This is a genomic window from Bradyrhizobium sp. DOA9 (assembly GCF_000617845.2).
In the GTDB taxonomy this organism is placed as follows: Bacteria; Pseudomonadota; Alphaproteobacteria; order Rhizobiales; family Xanthobacteraceae; genus Bradyrhizobium.
On sequence record NZ_DF820425.1, the window covers coordinates 3,191,600 to 3,216,613 of the forward strand.

The following is a 25,014-nucleotide window of genomic DNA, read 5'->3' on the forward strand; positions in this document are numbered from 1 at the left end:
ATACTAGCGGCCGTACCACGCCTGCCTAGCCCTAATCTGCCATCAGGGACGCACCGCCGGCGTTTCCATCGGCAGACCGCGCGCTCGCGACATCAGGTATAGTTGGAGCGCGACCAGCTCGGGCGAGCCGTAATCATAGGCCTGGGCGCGAACACCGGTCATGCAGCTGCGCAACCGGCGCTCGATCGACCCCAGCGTCTGCCACTCCAGGCGGTAGAGTGGATAGCCGGTCGGCTGTCCTTGCGTGATCGGGGCGCCGGCGAGGCGCTTGCCGAAATTGTCGTCATGGCAATTGGTGCAGGCAAGGTTGAGCTGGCCTTCGCGCTGCATGAAGAGGGCGCGGCCCTGGTCGACAAACGGCTTGACTTGCGGGTCGTCGCCTGCGGTGATCGGAATGCCGCGTGACTGGTGGCCGACGAAGGCGGACAAGGCGAGCAGGTCGCGGCTCTCGTAGGGCAGCGGCGTCGCCTGCTGGTGATCGGCGCGGCAGAGATTGATCCGCTGGTCGAGCGTGACGGGGCGCCCCAGCGCCTTGTCGAAGGCGGGGTAGCGCGCCGCGATGCCTTTCATGCTGCTGCGCGCATCGCCATGGCAGTCCGCGCAGGCCTTGTCGGCGGCGCCGGTCGTCTTCTTCCACAGCTGCTCGCCGTCGAGCACGAACAGCATGCCCGGATTGGCGGTGTCGTCATCCTGCATCGCGCGGGTGTCCGGACCCATGAAGGCATAGCCGGAGCGGCGCGCATCCGGCGGGATCTCTCCGGCGAGCAGGGCGGGACCGGTGACGAGCAATATCGCCGCTATCGCGCGCCAAGAGATCATCCGACCGTGATCGAGGCCGATGCGGTGGACGAATAGCCGTTGTCGCCAATCCACTCGAACTCGAACTTGCCGCTCTCCTTGGCCACCGTGAAGAACGACAAATACGGGTTCGCGGCAATCGCCGGAAACAGGTCGGCACGAAAGATCTCGGCGCCGTTGTAGCGGCAGACGAAGCCCGTGATGATGTCGCGCGGCACGAGCGTGCCATCCGCGGTGTGACGGAAGCCTGTTTCCATGATGTGCGAGGTCAACGTGCGGATCTCGATGATCTCGCCACGCCTGGCCTTCGAGGGAACGTTGATCAGGGCGGCCATCAGTTCAGCTCCTCGGTGCACGCCGCCAGCGTCACGACGATTTCGCTGGCAACCTGCCAGAACGTGTCGTCCGACAGGCGCGCGATCGCGACCACCTTCTGGGTGTCGGCGAGCCGGATCCGGGTCGAGACCTGGGCTCGGCCGGAGAATAGAGAAAAATAGAAATTGCCGATGTTCGGCTGCGGGTTCTTCTCGTTGAAGACGTGGATGCTCTTGACGTGATCGTCCGCCGTCATCGGGCTCGCGACGCTGACCGTCATCGGCACCGTGTTGCCGTTCTCGACCAGCGGCGGAATGTCGAGCTTGATCCGGCCGGTGCGAAGCTGGGCTTCGCCGACGACGTTGCGGATCGCAGCGTTGAGCATCGCCGGCGTCGCTTCGATTGGCCGCAGCGTCACGATCGGGATCGTCCCGGCGACTGTCATGCCTCCGGCAAAGTTCAAGAATTGTCGTCGCGTGGTTGGCATGAGCCTAGTCCCGAAGCGTTGCAAGAAAAGCGACTATGTCCTCGATCTCCGCAGCCGACAGGATCGGCTTGCCGGCAAAATTGCGCCCGACGCGGACGAGGCCGCCGTTGCGATAATAGGACGGCATGATGGTGTCCGGATTGAAGCGCGAGGCATCAACCAGTCGAAGCCGCAACTGGCTCACGGACCACCGGTTCCCGGTGCCAGAGAGATCGGGCGCGAGGTCGCCCTGGAACCGCGTCTCAGGGAATGGGCCGGAATGGCAGAGGATGCAGGTCGTCGTGCGCGCGAGCATCAGAACGCGCCCACGCGCGGCATCGCCGGGTGAGCCTGTGAGCGATTGCGGGATGCCGTCGCCGACGATTGTGTAGGGCACGAGCTCTTGTGCTTCCGCGCTGATCGGGAGTGTGACGCTCGCCGCGATCAGCGCTGCGGCCACGCTTGTTCGATGGACTGATGGAGGTCGCCGCGGGCTCCGCTCACCTCTCCCGCTTGCGGAAGAGGTCATCGCGAAGCGGCGGGTGAGGGCTCCTTCCTCTTGGGGGTTCTCGCGAGCGGAAACACCCTCTCCCCAACCCTCCCCCGCAGGCGGGGGAGGGGGCGCACTGTGGTCGTGGCGGCAGGCGCGTTCCATCATTGCTCTAGCCAAAGGTGTCCGCCGTGATGGTTTCAAACCAGCGCTCCGCCTCCGCGGCCTCGCGGACGCGCAATTCGCGCGGGGCGTCGGCCGGGCTGGTGGTACCACCCTCGACCTCGGCGAAGATGTCGCCGCGCGGCTGGTAGTTGCCGGTGAGCGAGAAGCCGTAGCCGGGCGCGACGATGTTGTAGCAGATGCCTGCCAGGAGTGGCGTGTCCGGCGCGCGGCCCGCGAGTAAAGCGACGATCGCGGCAGCGCAGGCCTTGCCTTGCGCGCTCGCAGCGGAGGCCGATTTGGGAATGCCGCCGCCGAGGCAGGCATCGCCAACGACGTGGACGTTCGGAACGAGTTTCGACTCGAACGTGACGGGATCGATCGGGCACCAGCCGGTCGCGTCCGCAACGCCCGCGATGCCGGCGAGGCGGCCGGCGCGCTGCGGCGGGATGACGTTGGCGACATCAGGGGTGTAGTTGCCGAACTCAGTGACGATGGTTCGCGTCGTCGGATCGACCGAGGTGACGCGGCCGCCTTGCGACAGTGCGATCCGCTCGATCATCTCGCCGTAGAGCTCCTTCCACGCCGTCTCGAACAGCCGCTGCTGCGAGAACGCGTCCTTGGCATCGAGGATCAGAACTTTCGAACGCGGCTTTCTCGACTTCAGGTAATGCGCGATCAGGCTGGCGCGCTCGTAAGGCGCGGGCGGGCAGCGCGAGGGATTGGCGGGGATTGCAATGGCGACCGTACCGCCGTCTTCCATTGCTTCCAATTGCCTGCGCAGCAACAGCGTCTGCGCGCCGGCTTTCCAGGCGTGTGGCATCTTTTCCGCTGCGGCGTCGTCGTAGCCGGGCAGGGCTTCGAGATGAAAGTCGATGCCGGGCGAGAGCACGAGGCGATCATAGCCGAACGTGGTGCCATCACCCGTCGTCACACGACGCATTTGCGTGTCGATGACCGTCGCGGCCTGGATGACGATGCTGATGCTCTCTGCGGCAAGCTTGTCATAACCGAACTGCTGCGCCTCGATTTCGCGCAGGCCCGCGATCACCTCGTTGCTGAAGGGACAGGAGATAAAGGTCTTGCTCGGTTCGATCAGGGTGACCTGCAATTTTGCATCGGCGCGCTTGAGCGCGCGGGCGCAAGCCGCGCCGCCAAAGCCGCCGCCGACCACGACGACGCGGCCCGCCGATTGCGCGCGCAGGATCGAAGGTGCGGCGAGCGATGTGGCCGCGACGGCGATGCCGAGAATGGCATTCCGCCGTGTCACCGGCGCATTCATGAGACCTGTCCGGAAAATGCTGCGGCGGCCGATACGACCGCCGCAGGTGTTGTTACGCGAAGGTGATGTTCTGGTCGCGCAGCGGCACCTGGCGGATGCGCTTGCCGGTCGCGGCGAAGTACGCATTCAGCACCGCCGGCGCCGCGACGCCGATGGTCGGCTCGCCGACGCCGCCCCAGAACCCGCCGCTCGGCATCATCACCGTCTCCACCTTCGGCATCTCGTTGATGCGCATCGAATTGTAGGTGTCGAAGTTGGTTTGCTCGATCTTGCCGTCCTTCACCGTGCAGCCGCCGTAGAACAGCGCGGAGAGGCCATAGACGAAGGAGCCGGCGACCTGTCGCTCCACCTGCGCCGGATTGACGACGTAGCCGGGATCGGTGGAGGCGACGATGCGATGCACCTTGATCTTGCTGCCGTCGGTCACCGAGATTTCGGCGGCGCCGGCGACATAGCTGCCATAGCCCATGACCTGGGCGATGCCGCGATAGATGCCGCGCGGCGCCGGCGTGTTCCAGCCGATCTTCTCGGCAACCGCGTTCAGCACCGCGAGGTGCTTGGGGTGGTTGCCCATCAGCTTGCGGCGGAATTCGAGCGGGTCCTGGCCTGCGGCCTGGGCGAGCTCGTCCATGAAGCATTCCATGTAGATCGCGTTGTGATTGACGTTGACGCCGCGCCAGAAGCCGGGCGGAACGTGCGGATTGCGCATCGCGTGCTCGACCAGCAGGTTCGGCACCGAATAGCCGAACGCGGCTTCGCCGGATTGCGCGACGCCCTGGAAGGCCGCCGGATCCATGCCGTTCTGCAGCGCCTCGGGGCGCAGCGAGAACAGGATCGACTGCCCGGACAGGCGGTAGTGTAGCGCGATCAGATTGTTGTTGGCATCGAACGCGCCGGTCATCTTGCACTGGGTGATGGGGTGATACCGGCCGTGCGCCATGTCCTCTTCGCGGGACCACAGCAGCTTGATCGGCGTGCCCGGCATCTGCTTGGCGATGATGACCGCCTGGCGGACATAGTCGGTCTGGCCGCGCCGGCCGAAGCCGCCGCCTGGCATCACCTTGTGCACGTCGCACTTCTCGGCCGACAGGCCGGACGCCTCCAACACCGCCGCGAATGCCGCTTCGCCATTCTGCGTGCCACACCAGACCTCGCATTTGTCGGCGGTGTAGAGCGCGGTGGCGTTCATCGGCTCCATCGTGGCGTGGTTCTGGTAGGGATAGGAGTAGACGGCCTCGACCTTCTTGGCGGCACCGGCAATGGCGGCCTTCGCATCGCCGTTCTTGTTGCCGACATAGGCCGGCTGCGAATTGTCGAGGCCCTCGGCCAGCCATTTCGCGATCGACTCGCTGGAGACCTTTGCGTTGTCGCCTTCGTCCCAGACGATCGGCAGCGCCTCCAGCGCGGTCTTGGCGTGCCACCAGGTGTCGGCAACGACCGCGACCGCGGTATCGCCGACCTTGACCACCCTCTTGACGCCTTTCATGTTGGCGATCTTGGCTTCGTCAAAGCTCTTCAGCTTGCCGCCGAACACCGGGCAGTCCTTGATCGCGGCGTTCAGCATGCCCGGCAGCTTGACATCGATGCCGTAGACCATCGCGCCGGTGGTCTTGTCGGCGGTGTCGAGCCGATTGACGCCCTTGCCGATCAGCTTCCAGTCCTTCGGATCCTTGAGCTTGACGTCGGCCGGCGGCGTCAGTTTCGCCGCAGCCTCGGCCACCTTGCCGTATGTCGTGGTTCGGCCCGACGGCGCATGGGTGATGACGCTGTTCTCGGCCCTGCATTCGGAGGCCGGCACTTTCCATGCGTCGGCTGCGGCCTGGATCAGCATCACGCGCGCGGTGGCGCCGCCCTTGCGGACATAGTCCTGCGAGGAGCGGATGCCGCGGCTGCCGCCGGTCGAGAAATCACCCCAGACGCGCTTGCGCGCGACGCTCTGGCCGGGGGTCGGATATTCGGTCGTGACCTTGGTCCAGTCGCATTCGAGTTCCTCTGCGACCAACTGGGCGAGGCCGGTCAGCGAGCCCTGGCCCATCTCCGAGCGGGCGATGCGGATCACCACGGTGTCGTCGGGCCTGACCACGACCCAGGCGCCGATTTCGGGCGAGCCGTCGGCTGCGCGGACCAGTGCGGGGCCGCCGAAGGGGAGGTCGAGACCGATGGCGAGGCCGGCACCGACCGCAGCCGTGCCGATGACGAAAGCGCGGCGGTTGAGCCGCGGCGAGATATGCTTGTTCATGTGGGGATTTCCTTACGCGCTCGCGATCGTGTGGATCGCCTCGCGCACCTGCTGGAAGGTGCCGCAGCGGCAGATATTGGTGATGGCCTCGTCAATGTCGGCGTCGGTCGGCTTCGGCTTCTCGTTCAGGAGCGCGGCCACCGCCATGATCATGCCGCTCTGGCAATAGCCGCATTGCGGCACGTCCTGGGCGATCCAGGCCTCCTGCACCTTGTGCAGCGTCTCGCCCGAGGCGAGCCCCTCGATGGTGGTGATCTTCTTGCCCTCGGCCTCGCTGACCGAGATCCCGCAGGAGCGCATCGCGACGCCGTCGAGATGAACCGTGCAGGCACCGCATTGTGCAATGCCGCAACCGTATTTGGTGCCGGTCAGGCCGGCATTCTCGCGGATCGCCCAGAGCAGCGGCGTATCCGGCTCGACGTCGAGGGTGAAGGTTTTTCCGTTGATTGTTAGGTTTGCCATCGCAAGTCCCCTGATTGGCCCAATCCACCGATTGAACTCAGGGGCGCAATGTGTCCGGCAAGCTGGAACGGTTCAAATCAACAGTCCGAGGTTCAAATCAACAAACCGAGCGCGGCCAAGGCGCATGGTCCCCGCTCTGGGGTATAGACCGGGACGCCGTTTTGCCTCATCCCTTCGCAATCGATTCGGGTTGACGTCCCCTTCCGAGAGCGCCAATCCGCGGCTTGAGGCGACGTCCGGCTGTGAACGCCGGTTCCAGGGCCCCGTTGCGCTTGCGCAGCGGCGACAGTTTGTCCCTATTGCCGGGGTGCAAGTCGCGGGCGCTTTGGTACACTGCGCCGACGCAAAAGGAGTTCCATGAACGTGCCGAGTCCCTGCAACGTACTGATGCTCTACCCGCTGTTCTCGGCAGAGTCCTTCTGGACCTTCGGCGAATCCTGCAAAGTGATGGGCGTCAAGCGCCCGGCCGCCCCCCTGGGCCTGATCACCGTTGCCGCAATGCTGCCCGAGAGCTGGACGGTCCGGCTGATCGATTGCAACACGGCCCCCTTCGGCGAGGAGGATCTCGCCTGGGCCGACGTCGTCTTCACCGGCGGAATGTTGCCCCAGCAGGCCGACACGCTGCGCCTGATCGAGCTCTGCCGCGCCGCCGGCAAGCCGGTCGTGGTCGGCGGACCGGACCCCACCTCGAGCCCCCACATCTACGAGCGGGCGGATTTCCGGGTGCTCGGCGAGGCCGAGAGCGTCATCGACGATTTCATCGCGGCCTGGGAGGGCGGGGCCCGCTCAGGCACCTTCACCGCACCGAAGTTCCAGGCCGACGTCACCAAGACGCCGGTGCCGCGCTTCGACCTGCTCAAGTTCGAGGACTATCTCTACCTCGGGGTGCAATATTCGCGCGGCTGTCCCTTCACCTGCGAATTCTGCGACATCATCGAGCTCTACGGGCGCGTGCCGCGGACCAAGACGATCGAGCAGATGTTCGTCGAGCTCGAGACGCTCTACAAGATGGGCTATCGCGGCCATCTGGATTTCGTCGACGACAATTTCATCGGCAACAAGAAGTCGCTGCGGCAGTTCCTGCCGAAGCTCGCCGAATGGCAGCGCACGCACGGCTATCCCTTCGAATTCTCCACGGAAGCCTCGGTCAACCTCGCCGACGATCCGGAGCTCCTGGAGCTGATGGGTGCGGCGAATTTCTTCGGCATCTTCGTCGGCATCGAAAGTCCGGACCCGGAGACCCTGGTCGCGATGCGAAAGAAGCAGAACACGCGCCGCAACATCGCCGAGAGCATCCACAAGATCTACGCTGCCGGAATGCTCGTCACCGCGGGCTTCATCGTCGGCTTCGACAACGAGAAGGTCGCGATGGCGGATTCGATGATCGACTTCATCGAGGAGGCGGCAATTCCCGTCGCCATGGTCGGCCTGCTCTATGCCTTGCCGAACACGCAGCTCACGCGCCGGCTGGAGCGCGAGGGCCGGCTGCATTCGGGCCACGACGTGGCGCCGACCATCGGCGCCGATCAGTGCACGGCCGGCATCAACTTCGATCCGGTCCGCCCGTTGCGCGACATCCTGACGGACTACAAGCGGGTGCTCGAGCACATCTACAGCCCGGCGGCCTATGCAGCACGCGTCGACCGCCTGATGACCCTGCTCGACCGGTCCAGGCAGCGTTCCGAGCTTGCGGAAGGCGATATCCGCTCCAAGCTCGGCGCCATGGAGACCGTGCACAAGGTGGTCTCCGCCCTTCCCGAGGCGCGGGGGCCGCTCTGGCAGACCTTCATGAACTGCGCCAAGCGCGACACCTCGTCGGCCCGCATCGCCGTGCAGATGATCGCGGCCTATGCACATCTCGGACCGTACTCGCGCAAGGTCATCGCGGCCATCGACGAACGCCTGGCCGCGCTGGACAACGAGACCGCCGCTCCGGTGGCTGTCGGCGTGACGGCGGCCTGACGGCCTACTTCACCGCGAGCCGCAGGAAGCTCATCACGCTGCCGAGCGCGGCAAAGCCCGCACCGAGCGCCAGCGCCAACGTCGCGCCCTCGTGGCCGGCGAGTGCGAAGCAGGCGGCGGCGAGCGCCGCGCCGGTGGTCTGCCCGGTCAGGCGCGCGGTGGCGACGATGCCGGAGGCGCTGCCGCTGCGGTGCGGCGGCGCGCTCGCCATCACCGCCTTCATGTTCGGCGCCTGGAAGAAACCGAACCCCATGCCGCAGATCACCATCCGCCAGATGATGTCGGGGATGGCAGGGTTGGCCGGCAGCGTCGCGAGCAGCGCCATGCCGAGACCGAGCAGCACGAGCCCGATGCCGCCGAGCAGGCCGACGGCATGGCGGTCGGAGAGGCTGCCTGCGATCGGCGCCATGATGCCGACCACCAGCGGCCACGGCGTCATGAAGAAGCCGGTCTCGACCTGCGAGCGGCCGAGCACGTCCTCGAAATAGAACGGCAGCGAGACGAAGGCGAGGCCCTGGACCGCGAAGGAGCACACCGCCGTCGCCGCCGACAGCGCGAACATCGGCCTGGCGAACAGGTCGATCGGCAGCATCGGCGCGGGATGATCGGCGTGGCGGCGCGTCAGGACCACGCCAAGCGCGAGGGCGGTGACCAGCTCGATGCCCACGACGATTGGCGACAGGTTGTGCGCGGCGCTGCCGATGCCGGTGATGAACAGGCCGAGGCAGGCGGTGGCCAGGATCGCGCCGAGCAAGTCGAAGCCGTGATCGGCGCGCGGGGTCTTCGGCAGCATCGCAAAGCCGATGCCGATGGCGACGAGGCCGAACGGGATGTTGACGGCGAACAGCCACGGCCAGGGTCCGAACGCGAGGATGGCGGAGGCGATTGAGGGTCCGAAGGTGAAGGCGGTCGCGACCACGAGCGCGTTGTGACCGAAGCCGCGGCCGAGCATGCGGCCGGGATAGACGAAGCGCACCAGCGCCGTGTTGACGCTCATGATGCCGCTCGCCCCCAGGCCTTGCAGCGTGCGCGCCAGCAACAGGCTGTCCAGCGACCACGCCACCGCGCAGAACAGCGAGGCGATGGTGAACAGGATCAGGCCGCCGAGATAGATGCGCTGATGCCCGACGATCTCGCCGAGCGCCCCCAGCGGCAGCAGCGTCGCCACCAGCGCGATCTGGTAGACATTGACCACCCACACCGACTGCTCCGGCGTGACGTGCAGGTCGGCGGCGATGGCGGGCAGGGCGATGTTGGCGATCGCGGTGTCGAGCGAGGCCATCGCGAGCGCCGTGAAGATCGCCGCGACCGCCCAGCGCCGCTGCGTCGGCGGAAGGCCGTCGGCGGTGGGAGGAGCGGGCTCGCGCGCGGCGGCAGGTAACGTGATTGTCATTGTCGTTGGCGCGCTGCTCCGGCGGCGGGACGTTCGGCATGTACTACGGCGGCGCCGGCTTCCACAGGCGCAAGCTTGCATGCTGTCCATGCGCGACGGACAGGCGATGGAGCTGGGCTGCGAGCGCAGGGCGAGGACAAAACAAAAAAGTCGAAAAACAACCCCATGCACAGTAGGAGGCCCTTTGATCGACAAGGCATTTTCCGGTCGTATCGCACCGGGGTGCGGCGCGATTGACCCGTCGGGCAAAACACCTGGCAGGATGCCAATGTGCCAGCGATCGGGCCGGGAGCAGGCCGCAGTCGCGTCCTGCGCGCGCCATCTCCACCACGCCGACGTTGAGACAGATCAACACTCGACCTGCTCGGCCGCCCGACCTTTCCATCAGCGCATCGATGGAAGGGCGGCCACATGCAGACCCTGCTCAGGGAAATCCGGAATACCCCGTTGCTCTGGATGCTGGCCTTCGTGCCCATCGTGCTGGTGGCGGAGGCGGTGGCGCCGCATTCCCACACGCTGCTGTTCGTGCTCGCGGTGCTGGCGATCGTCCCGCTGGCGGCGCTGCTCAGCCATGCCACCGAGGCGGTCGCCGCGAAGACCGGCGATGCCGTGGGCGGATTGCTCAATGCAACGCTCGGCAATCTGACCGAGCTGATCATTGCCATCACGGCGCTGCGCGCCGGCCAGTACATGCTGGTGAAGGCCTCGATCGCGGGCGCGATCGTCACCAACGCGGTGTTCATGCTGGGCGCCTGCCTGCTGCTCGGCGGCCTGCGCCATCACGTGCAGGAGTACAACCGCGCCGGCGCGCGGCTCTCGTCCGGCCTGTTGCTGATGGCGACCGTCGCGCTGCTTGCGCCTTCGGCGGTCGCCGATCTCGAGCACCTGCCGCAGGGCGGAGACATCCTCAACAAGCTCAGCCTCGGCATTTCGGTGCTGCTCATCACAGCTTACGGGCTCGGCCTGTTGTTCTCGCTTCGAACGCACAAGGAATTGTTCGCAAGCGCCGGTCACGGCGACGACGACAAGGAGGCGCATTGGCCGATCGGAACGGCCGTCGCCACGCTGCTGGTCGTCACCGTGCTGGTCGCGCTGGTCAGCGAGATCTTCGTGGAATCGGTGCAGAAGGCGGCGGAAACCTTCGGAATGAGCCCGGCCTTCGTCGGCTTCATCGTCGTCTCGCTGGTCGGCGCCGCCGCCGAATTCGCGGTGGCCTTCGCTGCGGCGCGCAAGGACCGGCTCGACATGGCCGTCAGCATCGCGCTCGGCAGCGCCTCGCAGATCGCGCTGTTCGTCGCGCCCGCTTTGGTGCTGCTCAGCTATGTCGTGGGGCCGAAGCCGATGGACCTGCAGTTCTGGCCGGGCGCCGTCACCATGGTGATGATCGCGACGGTGACGTCGGCCTTCATCACGGCCAGCGGACGCTCGGCCTGGTTCGTCGGCGCCCTGATGATCTTCATCTATGCGGTATTCGCGATGACGCTGTACGTGGTCCCGCCGGCGGGCCAGGGATGACGGTCGACAGGTCCTCAGCTTGCCTCACCGACCTTCCCGCTTGGGGACGAAGAATTCAGCAACCCTCGCGCCATCTCCAGCGCCTCTGCCTCCGAAGCGGCGACCAACATCGGGTATCCCCAAAATTTCTCTGACATGATCTGGAAGGCTCTCATGCCGATCCGCTTCGCCCGCGAGGGCTCAATATAGATCAGGGCCTTCACAAATTCGCGCAATCGCGGTTTGTGCTTCTTTGACCAGAGCGCAAGCCTTCTCTGCTCACCCGCATCGTGCTCGTGCTCGGCGATTTCGGCGTTTGCCCCTTGCCCTATGATGACGAAGGGCGCGGCACGATCGAGCAAGGCTTCGAACGCGGCGAAGGCCTCGTCCGCCGTTCCAGAAGGGCCCTGGTCGTAAGTCAGCCTCACGATCGGAAAAGTCGCAGCGTTCAACAGCATTTTCAACCCTACCGGTCAGTTGGCGCAGGACGGTTCGACCCGCGCGAGCATGGCGTGTGACGATAGTCGAGCCGATCTCTCGGCGCATTCACCGGCAGCGCCAAAGCGTTGCCGAAAACAGCCAATCGCGACGCTGGCTCCGGCTGTGCCGGGGCGCGGTGGCATTCTGGAAGGATTCTTGGCCGTTGGCCGGATTGAGCAATGGTCTGGCGGGATTGCACGATGCAGCGCCACACCCGGCTGCTGTAGCCATTCCGTCAAGCCGCGGCCAGCACGAAGCGAAGCACGATGCCAATCCACCTGCAGCCCAGAGCTGTTCCCGAGCGCCCGTCCAATAGGCCTCCTAACCCCTACGCCTCGGTGGCCCTGCCCCGACCACTCCTCCAAATTCGCGCCCAGCGTTTGACCAAGGCACAGCTGCGTGAGCTGCTCGTCAGCAATCCCCACGATGCGACGCAGTGGATCAAGGCAGCAGCCGAGGCCGATATTTCTCCCGCGCAGATCGTATGGGGCCAGTTGCTCCTCGATGGGACGCGGATCGCGCGGGATCCGGCGGCTGCCTTCGTCTGGTTCGAACGTGCCGCCCGATCCGGGGACCCCGACGGACAAAACATGGTTGGCCGATGCTACGAACAAGGCTGGGGTGTCGAGCCAAACCCGAAGCTCGCGACGGAATTTTTCGAATTGGCTGCAGCAGCCGGCCACGTCTGGGCCCAGGTCAATCTGGCGCAGATGCTGATGCGCGGCGGCAATCCGGCGGATCGGCCGCGGAGTTTTGAGCTCTTTCGGGCAGCGGCGGAAGGCGGCACTTCCAAGGCAAACCTGAAGGCAATGAATTCTCTCGCCCGATTTCTTGAAGAAGGTTGGGTCGTGCCGGCCGATCCAGAACGTGCCTTGCATTGGTACAGGCGCGCGGCTGTGCTTGGCGATCATTGGGCCCAGTACAATCTGGCCACGATCCTGCTTGGAGGCGGTGACCTGTCCGCTGCCGATGCTTGGCTGGAACGGGCGGTCGCCGGTAGCGACGACGGATTCCGCCGGCGCATCGCGCCGCTGTTGCTGGCGCGCAGCGAACCTGCCATACGCCGTCATGGCCTCGAAGCGCTCAAACGCGTAGCAGCTTCCGGCCGTGCGGCCGATGTCGTGGCCTATGCCTCTGCGGTCGGCGAAGCTGCAACGACGGGTTCGCAGCGCGAACCAGCCAAGCGCCACTCCGAGCAACCTGCAACCGAAACACATCCGGCTGAGCCGCGGTACCGGCTGACGTCGATCGGCGGACGTCTGGTTGGCATTCTCTCTTGCCGTTTCGAAGCCATTTCACGCCGCATTGCAAGACCATCCAATGCGACATCAGCGTACTCAGAGGGGGCTCTGTGACCACCATCCAAACCTTGCGACCAGCACTTTCCGGACTCGCGGCGACAGCGAGCCTTGCAAACGGCTTCCTATTCGTTACCGCCGCCAACGCGGAAGGCCAGAACAATCAACCAACGTCGGCGCCTGCGGACAAGGCTACCACGCTTCCACCGGTCGAGGTGGGGGCTCCTGCTGCCAAGCGGCGACGAGCGTCGAACGCCGACGCGAAGCCGGCCTCGAGACCTGTCTCGGCCAGCCATCGGAGCAAACCGGCCGAATCGCCTCCGCAGGCTGCGTCCTCGGCCGTTTCGCCTGGGAATTCGCTGCAGCGGACCACTGGTCTCAGCCGTCTTTCCGATTCGCTGCAAAGCACGCCGCAAACCGTCACCGTCATACCGCGCCTCGTGATCGAGCAGCAGCAGGCAACCACCATCAACCAGGTGCTGCAATATGTACCGGGAATCACCGTCTCCACCGGAGAAGGCGGCGGTGGCATCAACGGAGATCAGTTCCGCATCCGGGGTTTTGACGCCTCGGGCGACGTGTACGTCGACGGCTTACGCGACTTCGGCTCCTATGTGCGCGACAGCTTCGCGACCGAAAACGTATTGGTGCTGAAAGGACCCTCGTCACAGAGCTTCGGCAATGGAACGACCGGCGGCGTCATTGAGATCGAGAGCAAGAAGGCCCATCTCGGCGACCAATCAACGTTCGAGGCCTCGGCTGGGACGGGCCCCTACGGACGCGGCATCCTGGACATCAACAAGCAGATCAATGACACGACGGCGCTCAGATTCATCGCCATGGGGAACGGGCAGGATGTCGTCGATCGTGACCATGTCTATTCCCACCGGGGCGGCTTCCTCGGCTCGCTGGGACTTGGCCTCGGCACCGAGCAATCCCTGATCTTCAACTATCTGCATCAGGACAGCGTTCAACGCCCCGATTTCGGCGTTCCGATCGTCAGCGCGCCGGGCGTCGTCGGGAAGCCCGTGACGGAGTACGGAGTTCCCCGCTCGAACTATTTCGGCCGGGAAAGTGATCGCGACCGCGCGACGGCCGACGTTGCAACCGCTCTCTACAAGGGCGAATTCGGCGATTGGCTCACGATAACGAACGACACGCGTGTCGGTTACTACACACGTGACATGAAGTTTACGCCCGCGCTCTGCGCCTCTCCCGGCTTCCCTTTTCCAAGCAGCTGCGCAACGGACGTTCTCGCCGGCAATCTGGCGACGCCCTACGCAATCTGGTCCGTCGGCGGGACGAAGCAGGTCAGTCACGGCGGGGAGAACGTCACGACTGCTACGATGCGTTTCGATACCGGACCGTTTCGGCACAAGCTCGTCGTCGGCTTTGACGTCTATTCTCAACATGCGGCGACCGGCTTCTACCTTCCTTCAGGCCCCGAGCCGGCAGGGACTCTGCTCAGCCCGGTTTTTGCGAACTCACCCGGCTTTGCACTGACGGTAGCGCCCGGCAATCAATTGTCGGCCACGAGCTGGGATATCGGCCCCTTTGTAAGTGACCGCATGTGGTTGACGCCCACGCTGTCGATCCTTGCGGGCGTTCGATGGGATCACTATCGGGTCGACGGTCGGGTCGGCGCATCTCCACTCGCGATGACGACCGAGTTCGCCAGCCCAAAAGCATCCCTGATCTTCGAGCCCACCCCGCATCAGAGCTATTACTTCAGCTATGCGCGTTCATTCACGCCGCCGGGCAACAACATCACGTCGCTGAGTTCATCGCTCGGCCTGTCTCAGGCGCCAAGCGCTGCAAATCTCCAGCCGGAAGCGGATACGACCTTCGAGGTAGGTGCGAAGTGGGGCCTGTTCGAGGGCCGCCTCGGCGCGACGGCAGCATTGTTCCGCGTCGAGAAGGACAACGCTTCCTATACCGACCAGGCATCGGGGATACAGACGACGACCGACGACAAGGTGCAAGTCCAGGGAGTTGAGCTCGGATTGACCGGCAAGCTCACGACGAACTGGGATGTGCAGGCGTCCTATTCATACATGGACAGCAAGATCATCGCATCGTCGATCAGTCCCTTCACGCCGGTGTCGGCGGCAGGCAACCGGGTCCCGTACGTGTCGCAACATGGCCTGGCGATCTGGACCACATATGACATCGCTCCCCTGCTGCCAAACGTGCCGGGTCACATGCTTGTCGGAGGTGGGCTCAATTATCGTTCGGACTATTACCTCAACAACCTCAATTCGATGGTGATCCCGGCGGCGACCACGATCGATGGGATGCTCTCCTACGATCCCAACGAGCGGCACCACCTTGCGCTCAAGGTTACGAATCTCACGAACAAGCTGACCTACAGCTCGGCTTTCGGAAACGGCTACGCGACACCAGTGGCGGGCCGTAGCTTCACCCTTACCGCGGCAATCAGATTCTGAAGAAAATGCTCATCGAAATCCCGGACCTATTATCCGCCGACGAAGTCAAGTCCATACGCAGCATCATCGAAGCCGCCGACTGGGTCGATGGACGGGCAACTGCGGGTGAGCTGGCATCGCTCGCCAAACGCAATGTTCAACTCCCTGAAGGGGCGCCTCAGGCTCGCGAAGCCGGCGACATCATCCTGCGAGCTCTCGGCCGGAATGCACTGTTCAACAGTGCCGCTCTGCCGTTGCGGGTCCTGCCGCCGCTTTTCAATCGATACGACACCGGGATGTTCTTCGATGCCCATGTCGATGGCGCAGTGCGATCCGCGCCTGGACTCGGCATCCGAATGCGCGCCGACCTGTCTTCAACCCTTTTCCTCACAGCGCCCGATGACTACGACGGCGGCGAACTGATCATCGAGGATAGTTACGGCGTTCACGCCGTAAAGTTGGCGGCCGGCAGCATGGTCCTCTATCCAGCGGGAAGTCTGCATCGTGTGAGCGAGATCACCCGAGGTGCGCGCTTGTCATCGTTCTTCTGGACCCAGTCGATGATCAAGGACGAGGGGCTTCGCACGACGCTCTATGATCTCGACCGTGGCATTGTTGACTTGCGCAGATCCGTGGCCGGCGATGCGCAAGGCATCCTCATGCTTACCGGCGTCTATCACAATCTTCTGAGACGGTGGGCGGAGCTGTGACGCCGGAGCGCACGCTCTGAATGAAGGTAGCGGTCCGATCAAACTCTCCATTCCCGACCCAATTACTCCAGGTGACGACGATGACCGACCTCATGAACGAACTCCCGGCTTCACTTGGTCGTCAGAAGGTAGCATTTCTGTGGCTGGTCTGTGGGACCGGAAACACGATCTACGCAGCCATCCAGATCCTCACTTTCGTTAACCGACAAATCGACGGCTCCGGCGCGGCGTCGGCCGCATTCGATGCGATGGCTCTTTGGTACTTTGGCATCGCATGTTCGATATGGATCATTCCCGCCCTACTTCCTCTCGTCACACGGCGGCGCGCCGCCATTCTTGGTTCCTTCCTTCTGGGTACCTTTCTGGTGGTCACCAGCGTCCTGGGCGGCGTTTTCGACGGCGTGCGCGACGGGTTTCATATAACGGCGACAGCTATCATCGCTGTAGCTCTGCCCGGAGCTTGTGCAGCTTGCGCCTCCTGGCGGCTGCTGCGAGTTACGGATGTCTCTGCAAGCCTTGTCAATGAATCCGACATCTGAGCCAACACCAAGGGCGCCCCACGACAGCCGGTTTTAGATTAGCTCAAAAGAGCCGCGTTTAGGATGGTCGCGCCCCCGTCGATTTGCGATGGTCGAGGTCGAACATCTCGGCGGGCAAGTCGCCGACTCAAGACTTTGAAGGCGCCGAGATGCTTCATCGCTTTGTTGACACCGACATCGACCGCGTCCCCCGCGACCTTGCATCCCGAAGCGAAACGCTGTCGAATGATTGGACCTTTGATCGGCACCAGCATCGCAAAGCTCAATTACTGTACTCCAAGCGGGGCATTCTTTGCTGCGAGACGGCCAATACCGTTTGGCTCGTTCCGCCGGGATGCGCGTTGTGGATCCCCGGCCAACTGGCGCACTCGGCTCGTGGCGCCGGTCTCGTAGAATGCCACTGCCTGTATATTGAGCCGGGCGCAGCCACGGGCCTCCCGAAGACGTGCTGCACCATCTCGATATCACCCTTGATCCGGGAGCTGATCCTCAGAGCGGCTGAACTTCCGGCGTGTTATCCGCTCGGAGGTCGCGAGGATCGACTGGTGATGACCTTGCTGGACGAACTGTCCGATGCGCCGATCAGTGAGATGAACCTACCGATGCCACGCGAGGCGCGCCTTCGACGTCTGGCGGAGATGCTGATAGCCGACCCAAGCGCAAAGACCTCGTTCAGGAACTGGGCAAGTTCGCTTGGCATGAGCGAGCGCACCTTAAGCCGCCTGCTCGTACAGGAAATCGGGATGAGTTTCGGACGTTGGCGACACCAGCTTCATGTTATCCTGGCATTGCAAAGAATGGCGAGCGGCGAAAGTGTCAAGACAGTCGCCCTGGAACTCGGATACGAGAACGCAAGCAGTTTCGTCAATATGTTCCGAAAGACTTTGGGGAAACCTCCGGTTCGGTATCTGACCGAACATCGCACAATTGCGATGAGCAGACGACCCTTGTAGCTCCGAGAGCCCCGGGATGGGTAGAGCACTTGCGAAACCCATCACGCTTTGCGTCGAATACTGTCGATGGGTTTCGCTACGCTCTACCCATCCTACGGGCTAACGCTGTACGTGGTGCCGCCGGCGGGGCAGGGGTGACGGACGGTGCCCTTCGATCTCGCTCCGGTAGGCTATCGGCCGCGCGAAATCATGCCAATCCCGGGCCGCTATCGACGGCGGTCGTCGGCGTCGGGCCGGGTGCATGGCGGCGCGACGCGCTGGGAGTAGCAAACCGCGAAGGTTACGCGTGCTTCGTCGAACCGCCTTACGGCACAAGCCTGAAGAGCTCGTAGACGACGACCGCAGCGCCGAGGCAGCGCCGCCAGGGATTCACGCCGCGGATGATCTCGTCGGCGCCCCAAATCATCAGTCCGCCCTTCAAGACGATTGTCAGGGCGACACTGGCTCGTCCCGCGGAGGGCCAGATCCAAAGCAGAAGGCCCGCGACGATCACGATCCACAGAACGAGGTTGGGCCATTGCGCGATGGTGATGGCACCGGTTTCGCGGCTCCTGAAGAACCAATCGAGCAATCGGCGCACGATCACCGCGTCGGTCAGATCACGACCTCACCCTCTTCGCGGCCCGTCCAATACGTGATGCGGTTGGCTTTGACCTTGATCAGGACGATGCCCGGCGTATCGATGCCGTTGTCGAACCACTTGTCGAGGTCGCTGGTCCAATGCTGCTGGAAGGCGGCCTCGTCGCGGATCAGCTCGGCAGTCCCTTCGACCGCGACGTAGATTCCGTTCGAGAATAGGCCCGCCTCCGATGAGAATCCGAGCGCGACCTTCGGATTTCGCTGGATATCCGATACCGTCCGCGCCTGTTCGTAGGTGAAGTAGTACGAGGTGCCGTCGTAGGCGACGTCGCCGTTGTTGCTCATGGGACGGTTGGCAATCTCGCCGTTCTCGGTGTGCGTCGAGAGAATGGCGATCTCGATGCCGGCCATTTCCTTTGAGATTTCGGCGAGCGATGTCTTGGGCATGAACCTTCCTCCAGTGGAGCGGAGGCAACGACTGGATTGGGCCCATGTTCCCTGAAGCTGGGGACGACGTGCGCGCCAGGAGCATCAAGAGGCCGATCCAACGCTCACGCTCTTCAATGCCGAACGCATCTCATGACTTCCTAGAACTGATACCTTCTCAGCCCCCCATCCACCGGGATCACCGTGCCCGTGATGTAGCGCGCCACCGGCGAGGCCAGGAACACCGCGAGTGCGGCCAGATCATCCGGTTCGCCCCAATAGCCGACCGGGATCTCCTCCTCGGCGAAGCGCTCGCGATAATCCGGCGGGTAGTTGCGGCGGATCTGCTCGCTCATGATGCGGCCGGGCGGGATGCAGTTGATGGTGATGCCGTGCTTGCCGATCTCGCGCGACAGCCCCTTGGCCCAGGCGTGCACGGCGGCTTTCGCGGCAAAGGCGGCGTTGAGGCCTTCCGGCTCGGACTTGCCGGTGATGTTGACGATGCGGCCCCATTTGCGTTCGATCATCTGCGGCAGCAGTGCGTGCGCGATGCGGCGGTAGCTGGTGAAGTTGAGCGCGATCGCCTCGTCCCATTTGCTGTCGGGCGCATCGACGGGCAGGGGACGGCTGCCGCCGGCATTGTTGACGAGGATGTCGACATGGCCGAGCTGCTTCAGCGCGAACACCGCGATGTTTTCGGCGGCGTCCTTGGCCATCACGTCCTGCGCGAACGGGATGATCAATCCGCCGCCGACCTCGTTCACCAACTCGGCGAGGAGATCGGTGCGGCGCGCCACGCCGACGACGCGCACGCCTTCGGCGGCGAGGCCCTTGGCGATGGCGCGGCCGATGCCGATGCTCGCGCCGGTCACGACAGCGGTTTTCGATGTGAGCCCGAGGTCCATGGTCGCACGCTCTCTTGTTTTGATTCTTGCTTGTTGTGTTCGTTTCCTGCCCGTCCCGCCGGGCTTGCGAATTGCCTGGGCGGGACGAGCAGTGGTAACCAAGAGCGACGTTGAAGGAAACACGAAAAAGAAAAAGGCGCCTGAGCGATGGTCTGGGATCCGCAGCAATATCTCAAGTTCTCCGGCCATCGGCTCCGGCCTGCCGTCGACCTGTTGATGCGGATTCCGGATTTTGCCCCGCGCGCGATCGCCGATCTCGGCGCCGGCGCCGGCAACGTCACCAAATTGATCAGGGAGCGCTGGCCGGAGGCACGCGTGACCGCTGTCGAGGGCTCGGCGGAGATGGTCGCGGCGGGGCGGAAGGCCGCCCCTGACGTGGAATGGTCGCATGAGGATCTCGGCCGTTGGAGCCCCGGCAGGCAGTACGACCTGATCTATTCCAATGCCGCACTGCACTGGCTGCCCAATCATGCGGCACTGTTTCCGTCGCTGGTGGAGAGGGTGACGCCCGGGGGCATGCTCGCGGTGCAGATGCCGCGCAATTTCCTCGCGCCGTCGCATGTGCTGATCGGCGAGACCGCGCTCGACGGCCCTTGGCGGTCCAAGGTGGAGCATCTCGTCACTCCACCCCCGGTGGAAGGGCCGGCCTTCTATCACGATCTGCTCGCGCCGTTGTCGGCGAACATCGACATCTGGGAGACCGAATATCTGCAGGTGCTCGAAGGCGACAATCCCGTGAAGGAATGGACCAAGGGCACTTGGCTGACGCGCTATCTCGACGTTCTCCAGGGCGAGGAGAAAGCCGCGTTCGAAGCCGCTTACGGCATGCGCGTCGCCAAGGCCTATCCGAAGAATGCGGCGGGGCAGACGCTGTTCCCGTTCCGGCGGCTCTTCATGGTCGCCCAGCGCAAAGGCTGATGGCACTGCCGCAATGCGGCATGAACATTTGCTCGGTGGGAGCGGGGCCGGGTTGCGCATCCGGTCGCCGCCAAGATAGTTTGCCTGCGAAAAATTGGGCTTAGGTCTAGTTGTTCGGCTGGCGGTTTGCTGCCACTACTGACAGGCAAAACAAAAAAGACCCGGTTTTAGAGGTTGTTGGGAGGTTCTTCATGCGCAAGCTGCTCTTTGCGATTGCCGCCGTGGCCATTCTCATGGCCCCTGCGATTGCCCAGGCCCAGAGCCCCATCGTCATCAAGTTCAGCCACGTCGTCGCCAACGACACGCCGAAAGGGAAGGGCGCGCTGAAGTTCAAGGAGCTCGCCGAAAAATACACCGACGGCAAGGTCAAGGTCGAAGTCTATCCGAACTCCACGCTCTACAAGGACAAGGAGGAGATCGAGGCGCTCCAGCTCGGCTCGGTGCAGATGCTGGCGCCCTCGACCGCGAAATTCGCGCCGCTCGGCATCAAGGAGTTCGAGGCGCTCGACCTGCCCTGGCTGTTCAAGGACGACGTGACCTATTCCAACGCGATGAAGGGCACGGTCGGCAAGTGGCTGTTCCAGAAGCTCGAGGCCAAGGGCATCATCGGCCTCGCTTATTGGGACAACGGCTTCCACATGCTCTCCGCCAACCGCCCCTTGCTGAAGCCGACCGATTTTCAGGGTCTCAAGTTCCGCATCTCCGGGTCGAAGGTCGCCGACCAATATCTCCGCATCATGGGCTCGATTCCGCAGATCATGGCGTTCTCGGAAGTCTACCAGGCGCTGCAGACCGGTGTGGTCGACGGCTGCGAGAACACGGCGTCCAACTATCTGACGCAGAAGTTCTACGAGGTGCAGAAGGACATCACCGTGTCCTATCACGCGCATCTGCAGTATGCCGTCATCGTCAACTCGAAATTCTGGTCCGGCCTGCCGCCCGATATCCGCGCGCAGCTCGACAAGGCGATGGCAGAGGCGACCGACTACACCAACTCGATCGCGCGCCAGGAGAACGAGGAGGCGCTGGCCGAGATCAAGAAGACCGGCAAGACCAGCCTGCATTATCTCACCGAGGCCGACCGCAAGGCCTGGCAGGAGGCGATGCAGCCGACTTATAAATGGGCCAAGGGGCGGGTCGGGCAGGAGGTGCTCGATCTCGTCGCCAAGGAACTCGACGTCAAGATGAACTGACGGGCTGCGCCCCAATAACAACACGACCAACGGTCGGGGGCGATCGGGCTCCCGGCCGTTGCGCTTGAACGATTTCATCCGGGGGGACCAAGTTGCTGCGTGTGCTGAATCGTTTTCTCGATCATCTCGAGGAATGGCTGATCGCGACGATGATCGCGGCTGCGACGTCGCTCATCTTCGTTGCGGTGCTGCACCGTTACGGCGCCGGGTTGTCGATCGACATCGCCAAATGGGCGGAAGCCCGCAACCTGGCCTTCCTCGCCGTGCCCGCGCGCGCGACGTTCGCCTGGCTTGCCGCGCTCGACCTGTCGTGGGCGCAGGAGCTCTGCATCTACATGTTCATCTGGATGGCGAAGTTCGGCGCCGCCTACGGCGTGCGGACCGGCATCCATGTCGGCGTCGACGTGCTGGTCAACATCCTGCCCGGCGGCTCGCGCCGCCGCATCATCACCTTCGGCTTGCTGTGCGGTGCGCTGTTCACCGCCATCGTGGGCTATTTCGGAGCCGCCTTCGTCAGCCACATGTGGCATAGCGGCCAGCAGTCCAACGACCTCGAAGCGCCGATGTGGATGGTGTATCTGACCATCCCGCTCGGCTCCGGCCTGATGTGCTTCCGCTTCCTGCAGGTCGCCTGGTCGTTCTACCGCACCGGCGAGCTGCCGCATCACGACATGGCGGGCGTCGAGGGCGTCGAGGCGGATCCGGTGCATCCGGCGCCGGTCACGCCGACCCAGGTGGTGCGGGACGAGCGCAGCCCGCTCGGCTGGATCCTGATGCTGCTGCCGGTCCTGATCGTCGCCCTGTGCTTCGCGCACGCGGCCCACATCATCGCCCTGCCGCAGGGCCTGCGCGTCTTCATCGTCTTTGCCCTTCTGATCTCCTTGATGCTGACGGGCATGCCGATCTCGATCGCGCTGGGCCTGACCGTGCTCAGCTTCATGTTCACGCTGACCGACGTGCGAACCGAATCGGTGGCGCTGAAGCTGTTCACCGGCATCGAGAATTTCGAGATCATGGCGATCCCGTTCTTCATCCTCGCCGGCAACTTCCTGACCCATGGCGGCGTGGCGCGACGGATGATCACCTTCGCAACCTCCCTGGTCGGCCATTGGTACGGCGGCCTCGCGCTCTCGGGCGTGGTTGCCTGCGCGCTGTTCGCCGCGATCTCCGGCTCCTCGCCGGCCACGGTGGTGGCGATCGGCTCGGTGATCCTGCCCGCCATGATCGCGCAAGGCTTTCCGAAACGGTTCGGCGCGGGTGTGATCACGACGTCCGGCTCGCTCGGCATTCTGATTCCGCCGTCGATCCCGATGGTGCTCTACGCCGTCTCCACCAACAGCTCGGTCGGCAAGCTGTTCATCGCCGGCATCGTGCCCGGGCTTGCGCTCGCCTCGCTGCTCGGAGCGACGACATTCTATCGCGCCTGGCGCAACGACTATCCGAGGATGCCGAAGGCGACCTTCGCCGAGCGCTTCGATGCGTTCCGCAAGTCGATCTGGGGCATCCTCCTGATCGTGATCGTGATCGGCGGCATCTACAGCGGCCTGTTCACGCCGACCGAGGCGGCCGCCGTCAGCGCGGTCTACGCCTTCATCGTCGCGGTGTTCATCTACAAGGACCTGAAGCTGCGCGACGTGCCGCGCGTGCTGCTGTCGTCGGCCAACCTCTCGGCGATGCTGCTCTACATCATCACCAACGCGGTGCTGTTCTCGTTCCTGATGACCTACGAGAACGTGCCGCAGGCGCTGGCGCAATGGATGATCGACCAGGGCCTGGGGTGGATCGGCTTCCTGCTGCTCGTCAATCTGCTGCTGCTGGTGGCCGGCAACGTGATGGAGCCGTCCTCGATCATCCTGATCATGGCGCCGATCCTGTTTCCGGTCGCGGTCAAGCTCGGCATCGACCCGATTCATTTCGGCATCCTGATGACGGTCAACATGGAGGTCGGCCTCTGCCATCCGCCGGTCGGCCTCAACCTCTACGTCGCCTCGGGCATCGCCAAGATGGGGATCACCGAGCTCACGGTCGCGGTGTGGCCGTGGCTATTGACGATGCTGGGCTTCCTCGTGGTGGTGACGTATTGGCCCGGCCTGTCGCTGTGGCTGCCGCGCATGCTGGGGATGTAGGTTGGGGGCGGAGACGCCAAGGGACATGGCTAACGCGCGGTAAACCCGTGCGTTCAAATGCTGCATTCATGCGGAGAACCCGTTTTACGGAAATGCGGTAGGAACATGCCAGCGGATGGGCTGGCATGTTGTTCAACAGAATGGAATCCGGACGGGCGTCGATTTCCGACGCCGTCCATTTGGAAGTGATCACGGGCCTTCACGGCACGACGATGCCGACCGTGCTCGCGGCCGCTTGTCAGATGATGGTCGGCGCCATTACGACCTACGAGACCGGCGACATGGTCACGGCAGTCCTGACGGTCGCCGGTGTCGCGGTGGCCGTTGTCCGCCTGCTTGAAATCTTCGCCTTCCGTCGTCGCCTTGCGCGCCCACCGCAGCTCGGCCGGGCCGAGGCCGTGCAATGGGAACAGCGCTACATTGCCGGTACCGTCGTGACGGCCCTCGTGCTCGGCGTGTTCGCCGCGCGGAGCATCATGTTGGGCGATGCACTCTGCTCGGTGATGGCGATTGGCATCGGATTCGGCTTCGGCGCCGGCGTGGTGGCGCGGCTGGCGCTGCGTCCTGTCGCGGCGCTGCTCGATCTCGTCGCGATCGCCGCTCCCACCGCGATCGTCACCTTCATGCAGCCTGATCTGCGCCATGCCGGGCTCGGGCTCCTCATTCTCATGTATGTCGTTGCGAGCTTTGAGATGGTGCGCCTGAGCTTCAACGCCTCGATCAACCAGATCACGCTGAAGCGGCAGTTCGAGCAGCTGTCGCGCATCGACCCGATGACCGCCGTGTCCAATCGCTCGGTGCTGGCGACGGACTTGCCCGCCATGCTCGCGGCCGGGATGGTTGCCGTCCATACCCTGGATCTCGACCGCTTCAAGGAAGCCAACGACCGGTTCGGCCACCCCGCCGGCGACGCGCTGCTGAAGCAGGTCGCCGGGCGGCTCAAGGCGCTGGCCGCGCCTGACGACCTCGTGATCCGCATGGGCGGTGACGAGTTCGTCGTGGTGCAGCGCTCCGCGTCCGACGCGGAGGCGATGGCACGGCGGATCGTGCAATCGATCGGCACGCCATACGAGGTCGACGGACAGGTGATCGATCTCGGGGCGAGCGTCGGCGTTGCCGTCGCACCGGGCGATGGCCGAACCGCAGAGGCGCTATTGTCGCGCTCGGACAAGGCGCTCTATCGGGCCAAGCAGAATCGTGGCGGCTATGTGCTGGCCAGCGAATTGCGAGCGGCAGACAACGCCACGGTATCGCGCCATGCCGTTGAAGGCGTCGCTGCTTGAACGACGTACCCTCTCCTCGCGGGGAAGGGAGAAGGCATCTCGCTCCATTTCCTTCGTCGCCTCCAATGGCAATCGACCGCAAGATGCGGTTAGATGCTGTGGATCAGGCCGGGAG

The 25,014-nt window shown here is 64.1% G+C and carries 23 protein-coding genes and 1 pseudogene; 12 read left to right on the top strand and 12 right to left on the bottom strand.

Features of this window, described 5'->3' with window-relative positions:
- Positions 1-42: 42 nt before the first annotated feature.
- The 7 genes from soxA to BDOA9_RS14930 all read right to left on the bottom strand — a co-directional run bounded on the left by soxA (position 43) and on the right by BDOA9_RS14930 (position 6,214).
- Complete coding sequence (gene soxA, locus BDOA9_RS14900; protein WP_025034742.1) at positions 43-819, bottom strand: sulfur oxidation c-type cytochrome SoxA; 777 nt, start codon at positions 817-819, stop codon at positions 43-45.
- Entirely contained in the window at positions 816-1,133 is a 318-nt protein-coding gene (soxZ, locus tag BDOA9_RS14905) for a thiosulfate oxidation carrier complex protein SoxZ (protein ID WP_025034743.1), read from the bottom strand. The genes soxA and soxZ overlap by 4 nt, the downstream gene beginning before the upstream one ends.
- Positions 1,133-1,600 carry a SoxY-related AACIE arm protein gene (locus BDOA9_RS14910; protein ID WP_025034744.1) on the bottom strand — a complete coding sequence of 156 codons (468 nt, stop codon included), beginning with the start codon at positions 1,598-1,600 and terminating at the stop codon, positions 1,133-1,135. Before BDOA9_RS14910 ends, soxZ begins: the two co-directional genes overlap by 1 nt.
- A gap of 4 nt (positions 1,601-1,604) precedes the next feature.
- Complete coding sequence (gene soxX, locus BDOA9_RS14915; RefSeq protein WP_445291809.1) at positions 1,605-2,039, bottom strand: sulfur oxidation c-type cytochrome SoxX; 435 nt, start codon at positions 2,037-2,039, stop codon at positions 1,605-1,607.
- Positions 2,040-2,241: 202 nt separating this feature from the next.
- Entirely contained in the window at positions 2,242-3,513 is a 1,272-nt protein-coding gene (locus tag BDOA9_RS14920) for an NAD(P)/FAD-dependent oxidoreductase (RefSeq protein WP_025034746.1), read from the bottom strand.
- Positions 3,514-3,565: 52 nt separating this feature from the next.
- Positions 3,566-5,752, bottom strand: a complete 2,187-nt coding sequence (locus BDOA9_RS14925) for a xanthine dehydrogenase family protein molybdopterin-binding subunit (RefSeq protein WP_025034747.1) — start codon at positions 5,750-5,752, stop codon at positions 3,566-3,568.
- Positions 5,753-5,764: 12 nt separating this feature from the next.
- Complete coding sequence (locus BDOA9_RS14930) at positions 5,765-6,214, bottom strand: (2Fe-2S)-binding protein (protein WP_025034748.1); 450 nt, start codon at positions 6,212-6,214, stop codon at positions 5,765-5,767.
- Between the two features lie 357 nt (positions 6,215-6,571).
- Between BDOA9_RS14930 and BDOA9_RS14935 the strand changes: the two genes are divergently transcribed.
- A complete protein-coding gene (locus BDOA9_RS14935; protein ID WP_025034749.1) occupies positions 6,572-8,176 on the top strand; it encodes a B12-binding domain-containing radical SAM protein in 1,605 nt (534 codons plus the stop codon).
- A gap of 4 nt (positions 8,177-8,180) precedes the next feature.
- Here the strand turns inward: BDOA9_RS14935 and BDOA9_RS14940 are convergent, their stop codons facing one another.
- Positions 8,181-9,569, bottom strand: a complete 1,389-nt coding sequence (locus BDOA9_RS14940; protein WP_025034750.1) for an MFS transporter — start codon at positions 9,567-9,569, stop codon at positions 8,181-8,183.
- A gap of 411 nt (positions 9,570-9,980) precedes the next feature.
- Here BDOA9_RS14940 and cax point away from each other — a divergent pair, with 411 nt between their 5' ends.
- Positions 9,981-11,084, top strand: coding sequence for a calcium/proton exchanger (cax, locus tag BDOA9_RS14945; RefSeq protein WP_025034751.1), 1,104 nt, complete (start codon positions 9,981-9,983; stop codon positions 11,082-11,084).
- 14 nt (positions 11,085-11,098) lie between these two features.
- Here cax and BDOA9_RS14950 read toward each other — a convergent pair whose 3' ends face one another.
- Entirely contained in the window at positions 11,099-11,521 is a 423-nt protein-coding gene (locus tag BDOA9_RS14950) for a hypothetical protein (RefSeq protein ID WP_025034752.1), read from the bottom strand.
- A 402-nt stretch (positions 11,522-11,923) separates the two neighbouring features.
- On the opposite strand from BDOA9_RS14950, the gene BDOA9_RS14955 reads away from it, so the two are divergent.
- From BDOA9_RS14955 to BDOA9_RS14975, 5 genes are all read left to right on the top strand, one after another.
- On the top strand, positions 11,924-12,898 hold the full coding sequence (locus BDOA9_RS14955) for a tetratricopeptide repeat protein (protein ID WP_025034753.1): 975 nt from the start codon (positions 11,924-11,926) through the stop codon (positions 12,896-12,898).
- Positions 12,895-15,288 (top strand): TonB-dependent receptor, encoded by a 2,394-nt coding sequence (locus tag BDOA9_RS14960; RefSeq protein ID WP_025034754.1) that lies wholly within the window; start codon positions 12,895-12,897, stop codon positions 15,286-15,288. Before BDOA9_RS14955 ends, BDOA9_RS14960 begins: the two co-directional genes overlap by 4 nt.
- A 5-nt stretch (positions 15,289-15,293) precedes the next feature.
- Positions 15,294-15,977: a Fe2+-dependent dioxygenase gene (locus tag BDOA9_RS14965; protein WP_025034755.1), complete on the top strand. Its 684-nt coding sequence runs from the start codon at positions 15,294-15,296 to the stop codon at positions 15,975-15,977.
- A gap of 80 nt (positions 15,978-16,057) precedes the next feature.
- Positions 16,058-16,516 (top strand): hypothetical protein, encoded by a 459-nt coding sequence (locus BDOA9_RS14970; protein ID WP_025034756.1) that lies wholly within the window; start codon positions 16,058-16,060, stop codon positions 16,514-16,516.
- 149 nt (positions 16,517-16,665) lie between these two features.
- Positions 16,666-17,469: an AraC family transcriptional regulator gene (locus tag BDOA9_RS14975; protein ID WP_025034757.1), complete on the top strand. Its 804-nt coding sequence runs from the start codon at positions 16,666-16,668 to the stop codon at positions 17,467-17,469.
- A gap of 304 nt (positions 17,470-17,773) precedes the next feature.
- On the opposite strand, the gene BDOA9_RS14980 is transcribed toward BDOA9_RS14975, so the two are convergent.
- The 3 genes from BDOA9_RS14980 to BDOA9_RS14990 form a co-directional block, all read right to left on the bottom strand.
- Positions 17,774-18,049, bottom strand: a complete 276-nt coding sequence (locus BDOA9_RS14980; protein ID WP_025034758.1) for a hypothetical protein — start codon at positions 18,047-18,049, stop codon at positions 17,774-17,776.
- A 14-nt stretch (positions 18,050-18,063) separates the two neighbouring features.
- Positions 18,064-18,495: a pyridoxamine 5'-phosphate oxidase family protein gene (locus BDOA9_RS14985; protein WP_025034759.1), complete on the bottom strand. Its 432-nt coding sequence runs from the start codon at positions 18,493-18,495 to the stop codon at positions 18,064-18,066.
- Positions 18,496-18,635: 140 nt separating this feature from the next.
- The gene (locus BDOA9_RS14990) at positions 18,636-19,379 is read right to left on the bottom strand and encodes an SDR family NAD(P)-dependent oxidoreductase (protein WP_025034760.1); all 744 of its coding nucleotides are present in this window, start codon (positions 19,377-19,379) and stop codon (positions 18,636-18,638) included.
- 147 nt (positions 19,380-19,526) lie between these two features.
- Here BDOA9_RS14990 and BDOA9_RS14995 point away from each other — a divergent pair, with 147 nt between their 5' ends.
- From BDOA9_RS14995 to BDOA9_RS15010, 5 genes and pseudogenes are all read left to right on the top strand, one after another.
- Entirely contained in the window at positions 19,527-20,297 is a 771-nt protein-coding gene (locus BDOA9_RS14995; RefSeq protein WP_025034761.1) for a methyltransferase domain-containing protein, read from the top strand.
- 191 nt (positions 20,298-20,488) lie between these two features.
- Complete coding sequence (locus tag BDOA9_RS15000; RefSeq protein WP_025034762.1) at positions 20,489-21,490, top strand: DctP family TRAP transporter solute-binding subunit; 1,002 nt, start codon at positions 20,489-20,491, stop codon at positions 21,488-21,490.
- A gap of 149 nt (positions 21,491-21,639) precedes the next feature.
- Positions 21,640-22,116 (top strand): annotated as a pseudogene (locus tag BDOA9_RS40020) (TRAP transporter small permease); the annotation flags it as partial.
- Between the two features lie 219 nt (positions 22,117-22,335).
- The gene (locus BDOA9_RS40025) at positions 22,336-23,616 is read left to right on the top strand and encodes a TRAP transporter large permease (RefSeq protein ID WP_244521584.1); all 1,281 of its coding nucleotides are present in this window, start codon (positions 22,336-22,338) and stop codon (positions 23,614-23,616) included.
- Positions 23,617-23,741: 125 nt separating this feature from the next.
- Positions 23,742-24,899, top strand: coding sequence for a GGDEF domain-containing protein (locus BDOA9_RS15010; protein WP_025034764.1), 1,158 nt, complete (start codon positions 23,742-23,744; stop codon positions 24,897-24,899).
- Positions 24,900-25,014 lie beyond the last annotated feature (115 nt).

Coding starts and splice junctions, on each gene's coding strand:
- soxA (WP_025034742.1), bottom strand. CDS start 819: ATGATCTCTTGGCGCGCGATAGCGGCGATATTGCTCGTCACCGGTCCC.
- soxZ (WP_025034743.1), bottom strand. CDS start 1,133: ATGGCCGCCCTGATCAACGTTCCCTCGAAGGCCAGGCGTGGCGAGATC.
- BDOA9_RS14910 (WP_025034744.1), bottom strand. CDS start 1,600: ATGCCAACCACGCGACGACAATTCTTGAACTTTGCCGGAGGCATGACA.
- BDOA9_RS14920 (WP_025034746.1), bottom strand. CDS start 3,513: ATGAATGCGCCGGTGACACGGCGGAATGCCATTCTCGGCATCGCCGTC.
- BDOA9_RS14925 (WP_025034747.1), bottom strand. CDS start 5,752: ATGAACAAGCATATCTCGCCGCGGCTCAACCGCCGCGCTTTCGTCATC.
- BDOA9_RS14930 (WP_025034748.1), bottom strand. CDS start 6,214: ATGGCAAACCTAACAATCAACGGAAAAACCTTCACCCTCGACGTCGAG.
- BDOA9_RS14935 (WP_025034749.1), top strand. CDS start 6,572: ATGAACGTGCCGAGTCCCTGCAACGTACTGATGCTCTACCCGCTGTTC.
- BDOA9_RS14940 (WP_025034750.1), bottom strand. CDS start 9,569: ATGACAATCACGTTACCTGCCGCCGCGCGCGAGCCCGCTCCTCCCACC.
- cax (WP_025034751.1), top strand. CDS start 9,981: ATGCAGACCCTGCTCAGGGAAATCCGGAATACCCCGTTGCTCTGGATG.
- BDOA9_RS14950 (WP_025034752.1), bottom strand. CDS start 11,521: ATGCTGTTGAACGCTGCGACTTTTCCGATCGTGAGGCTGACTTACGAC.
- BDOA9_RS14965 (WP_025034755.1), top strand. CDS start 15,294: ATGCTCATCGAAATCCCGGACCTATTATCCGCCGACGAAGTCAAGTCC.
- BDOA9_RS14970 (WP_025034756.1), top strand. CDS start 16,058: ATGACCGACCTCATGAACGAACTCCCGGCTTCACTTGGTCGTCAGAAG.
- BDOA9_RS14975 (WP_025034757.1), top strand. CDS start 16,666: ATGCTTCATCGCTTTGTTGACACCGACATCGACCGCGTCCCCCGCGAC.
- BDOA9_RS14985 (WP_025034759.1), bottom strand. CDS start 18,495: ATGCCCAAGACATCGCTCGCCGAAATCTCAAAGGAAATGGCCGGCATC.
- BDOA9_RS14990 (WP_025034760.1), bottom strand. CDS start 19,379: ATGGACCTCGGGCTCACATCGAAAACCGCTGTCGTGACCGGCGCGAGC.
- BDOA9_RS14995 (WP_025034761.1), top strand. CDS start 19,527: ATGGTCTGGGATCCGCAGCAATATCTCAAGTTCTCCGGCCATCGGCTC.
- BDOA9_RS15000 (WP_025034762.1), top strand. CDS start 20,489: ATGCGCAAGCTGCTCTTTGCGATTGCCGCCGTGGCCATTCTCATGGCC.
- BDOA9_RS15010 (WP_025034764.1), top strand. CDS start 23,742: ATGTTGTTCAACAGAATGGAATCCGGACGGGCGTCGATTTCCGACGCC.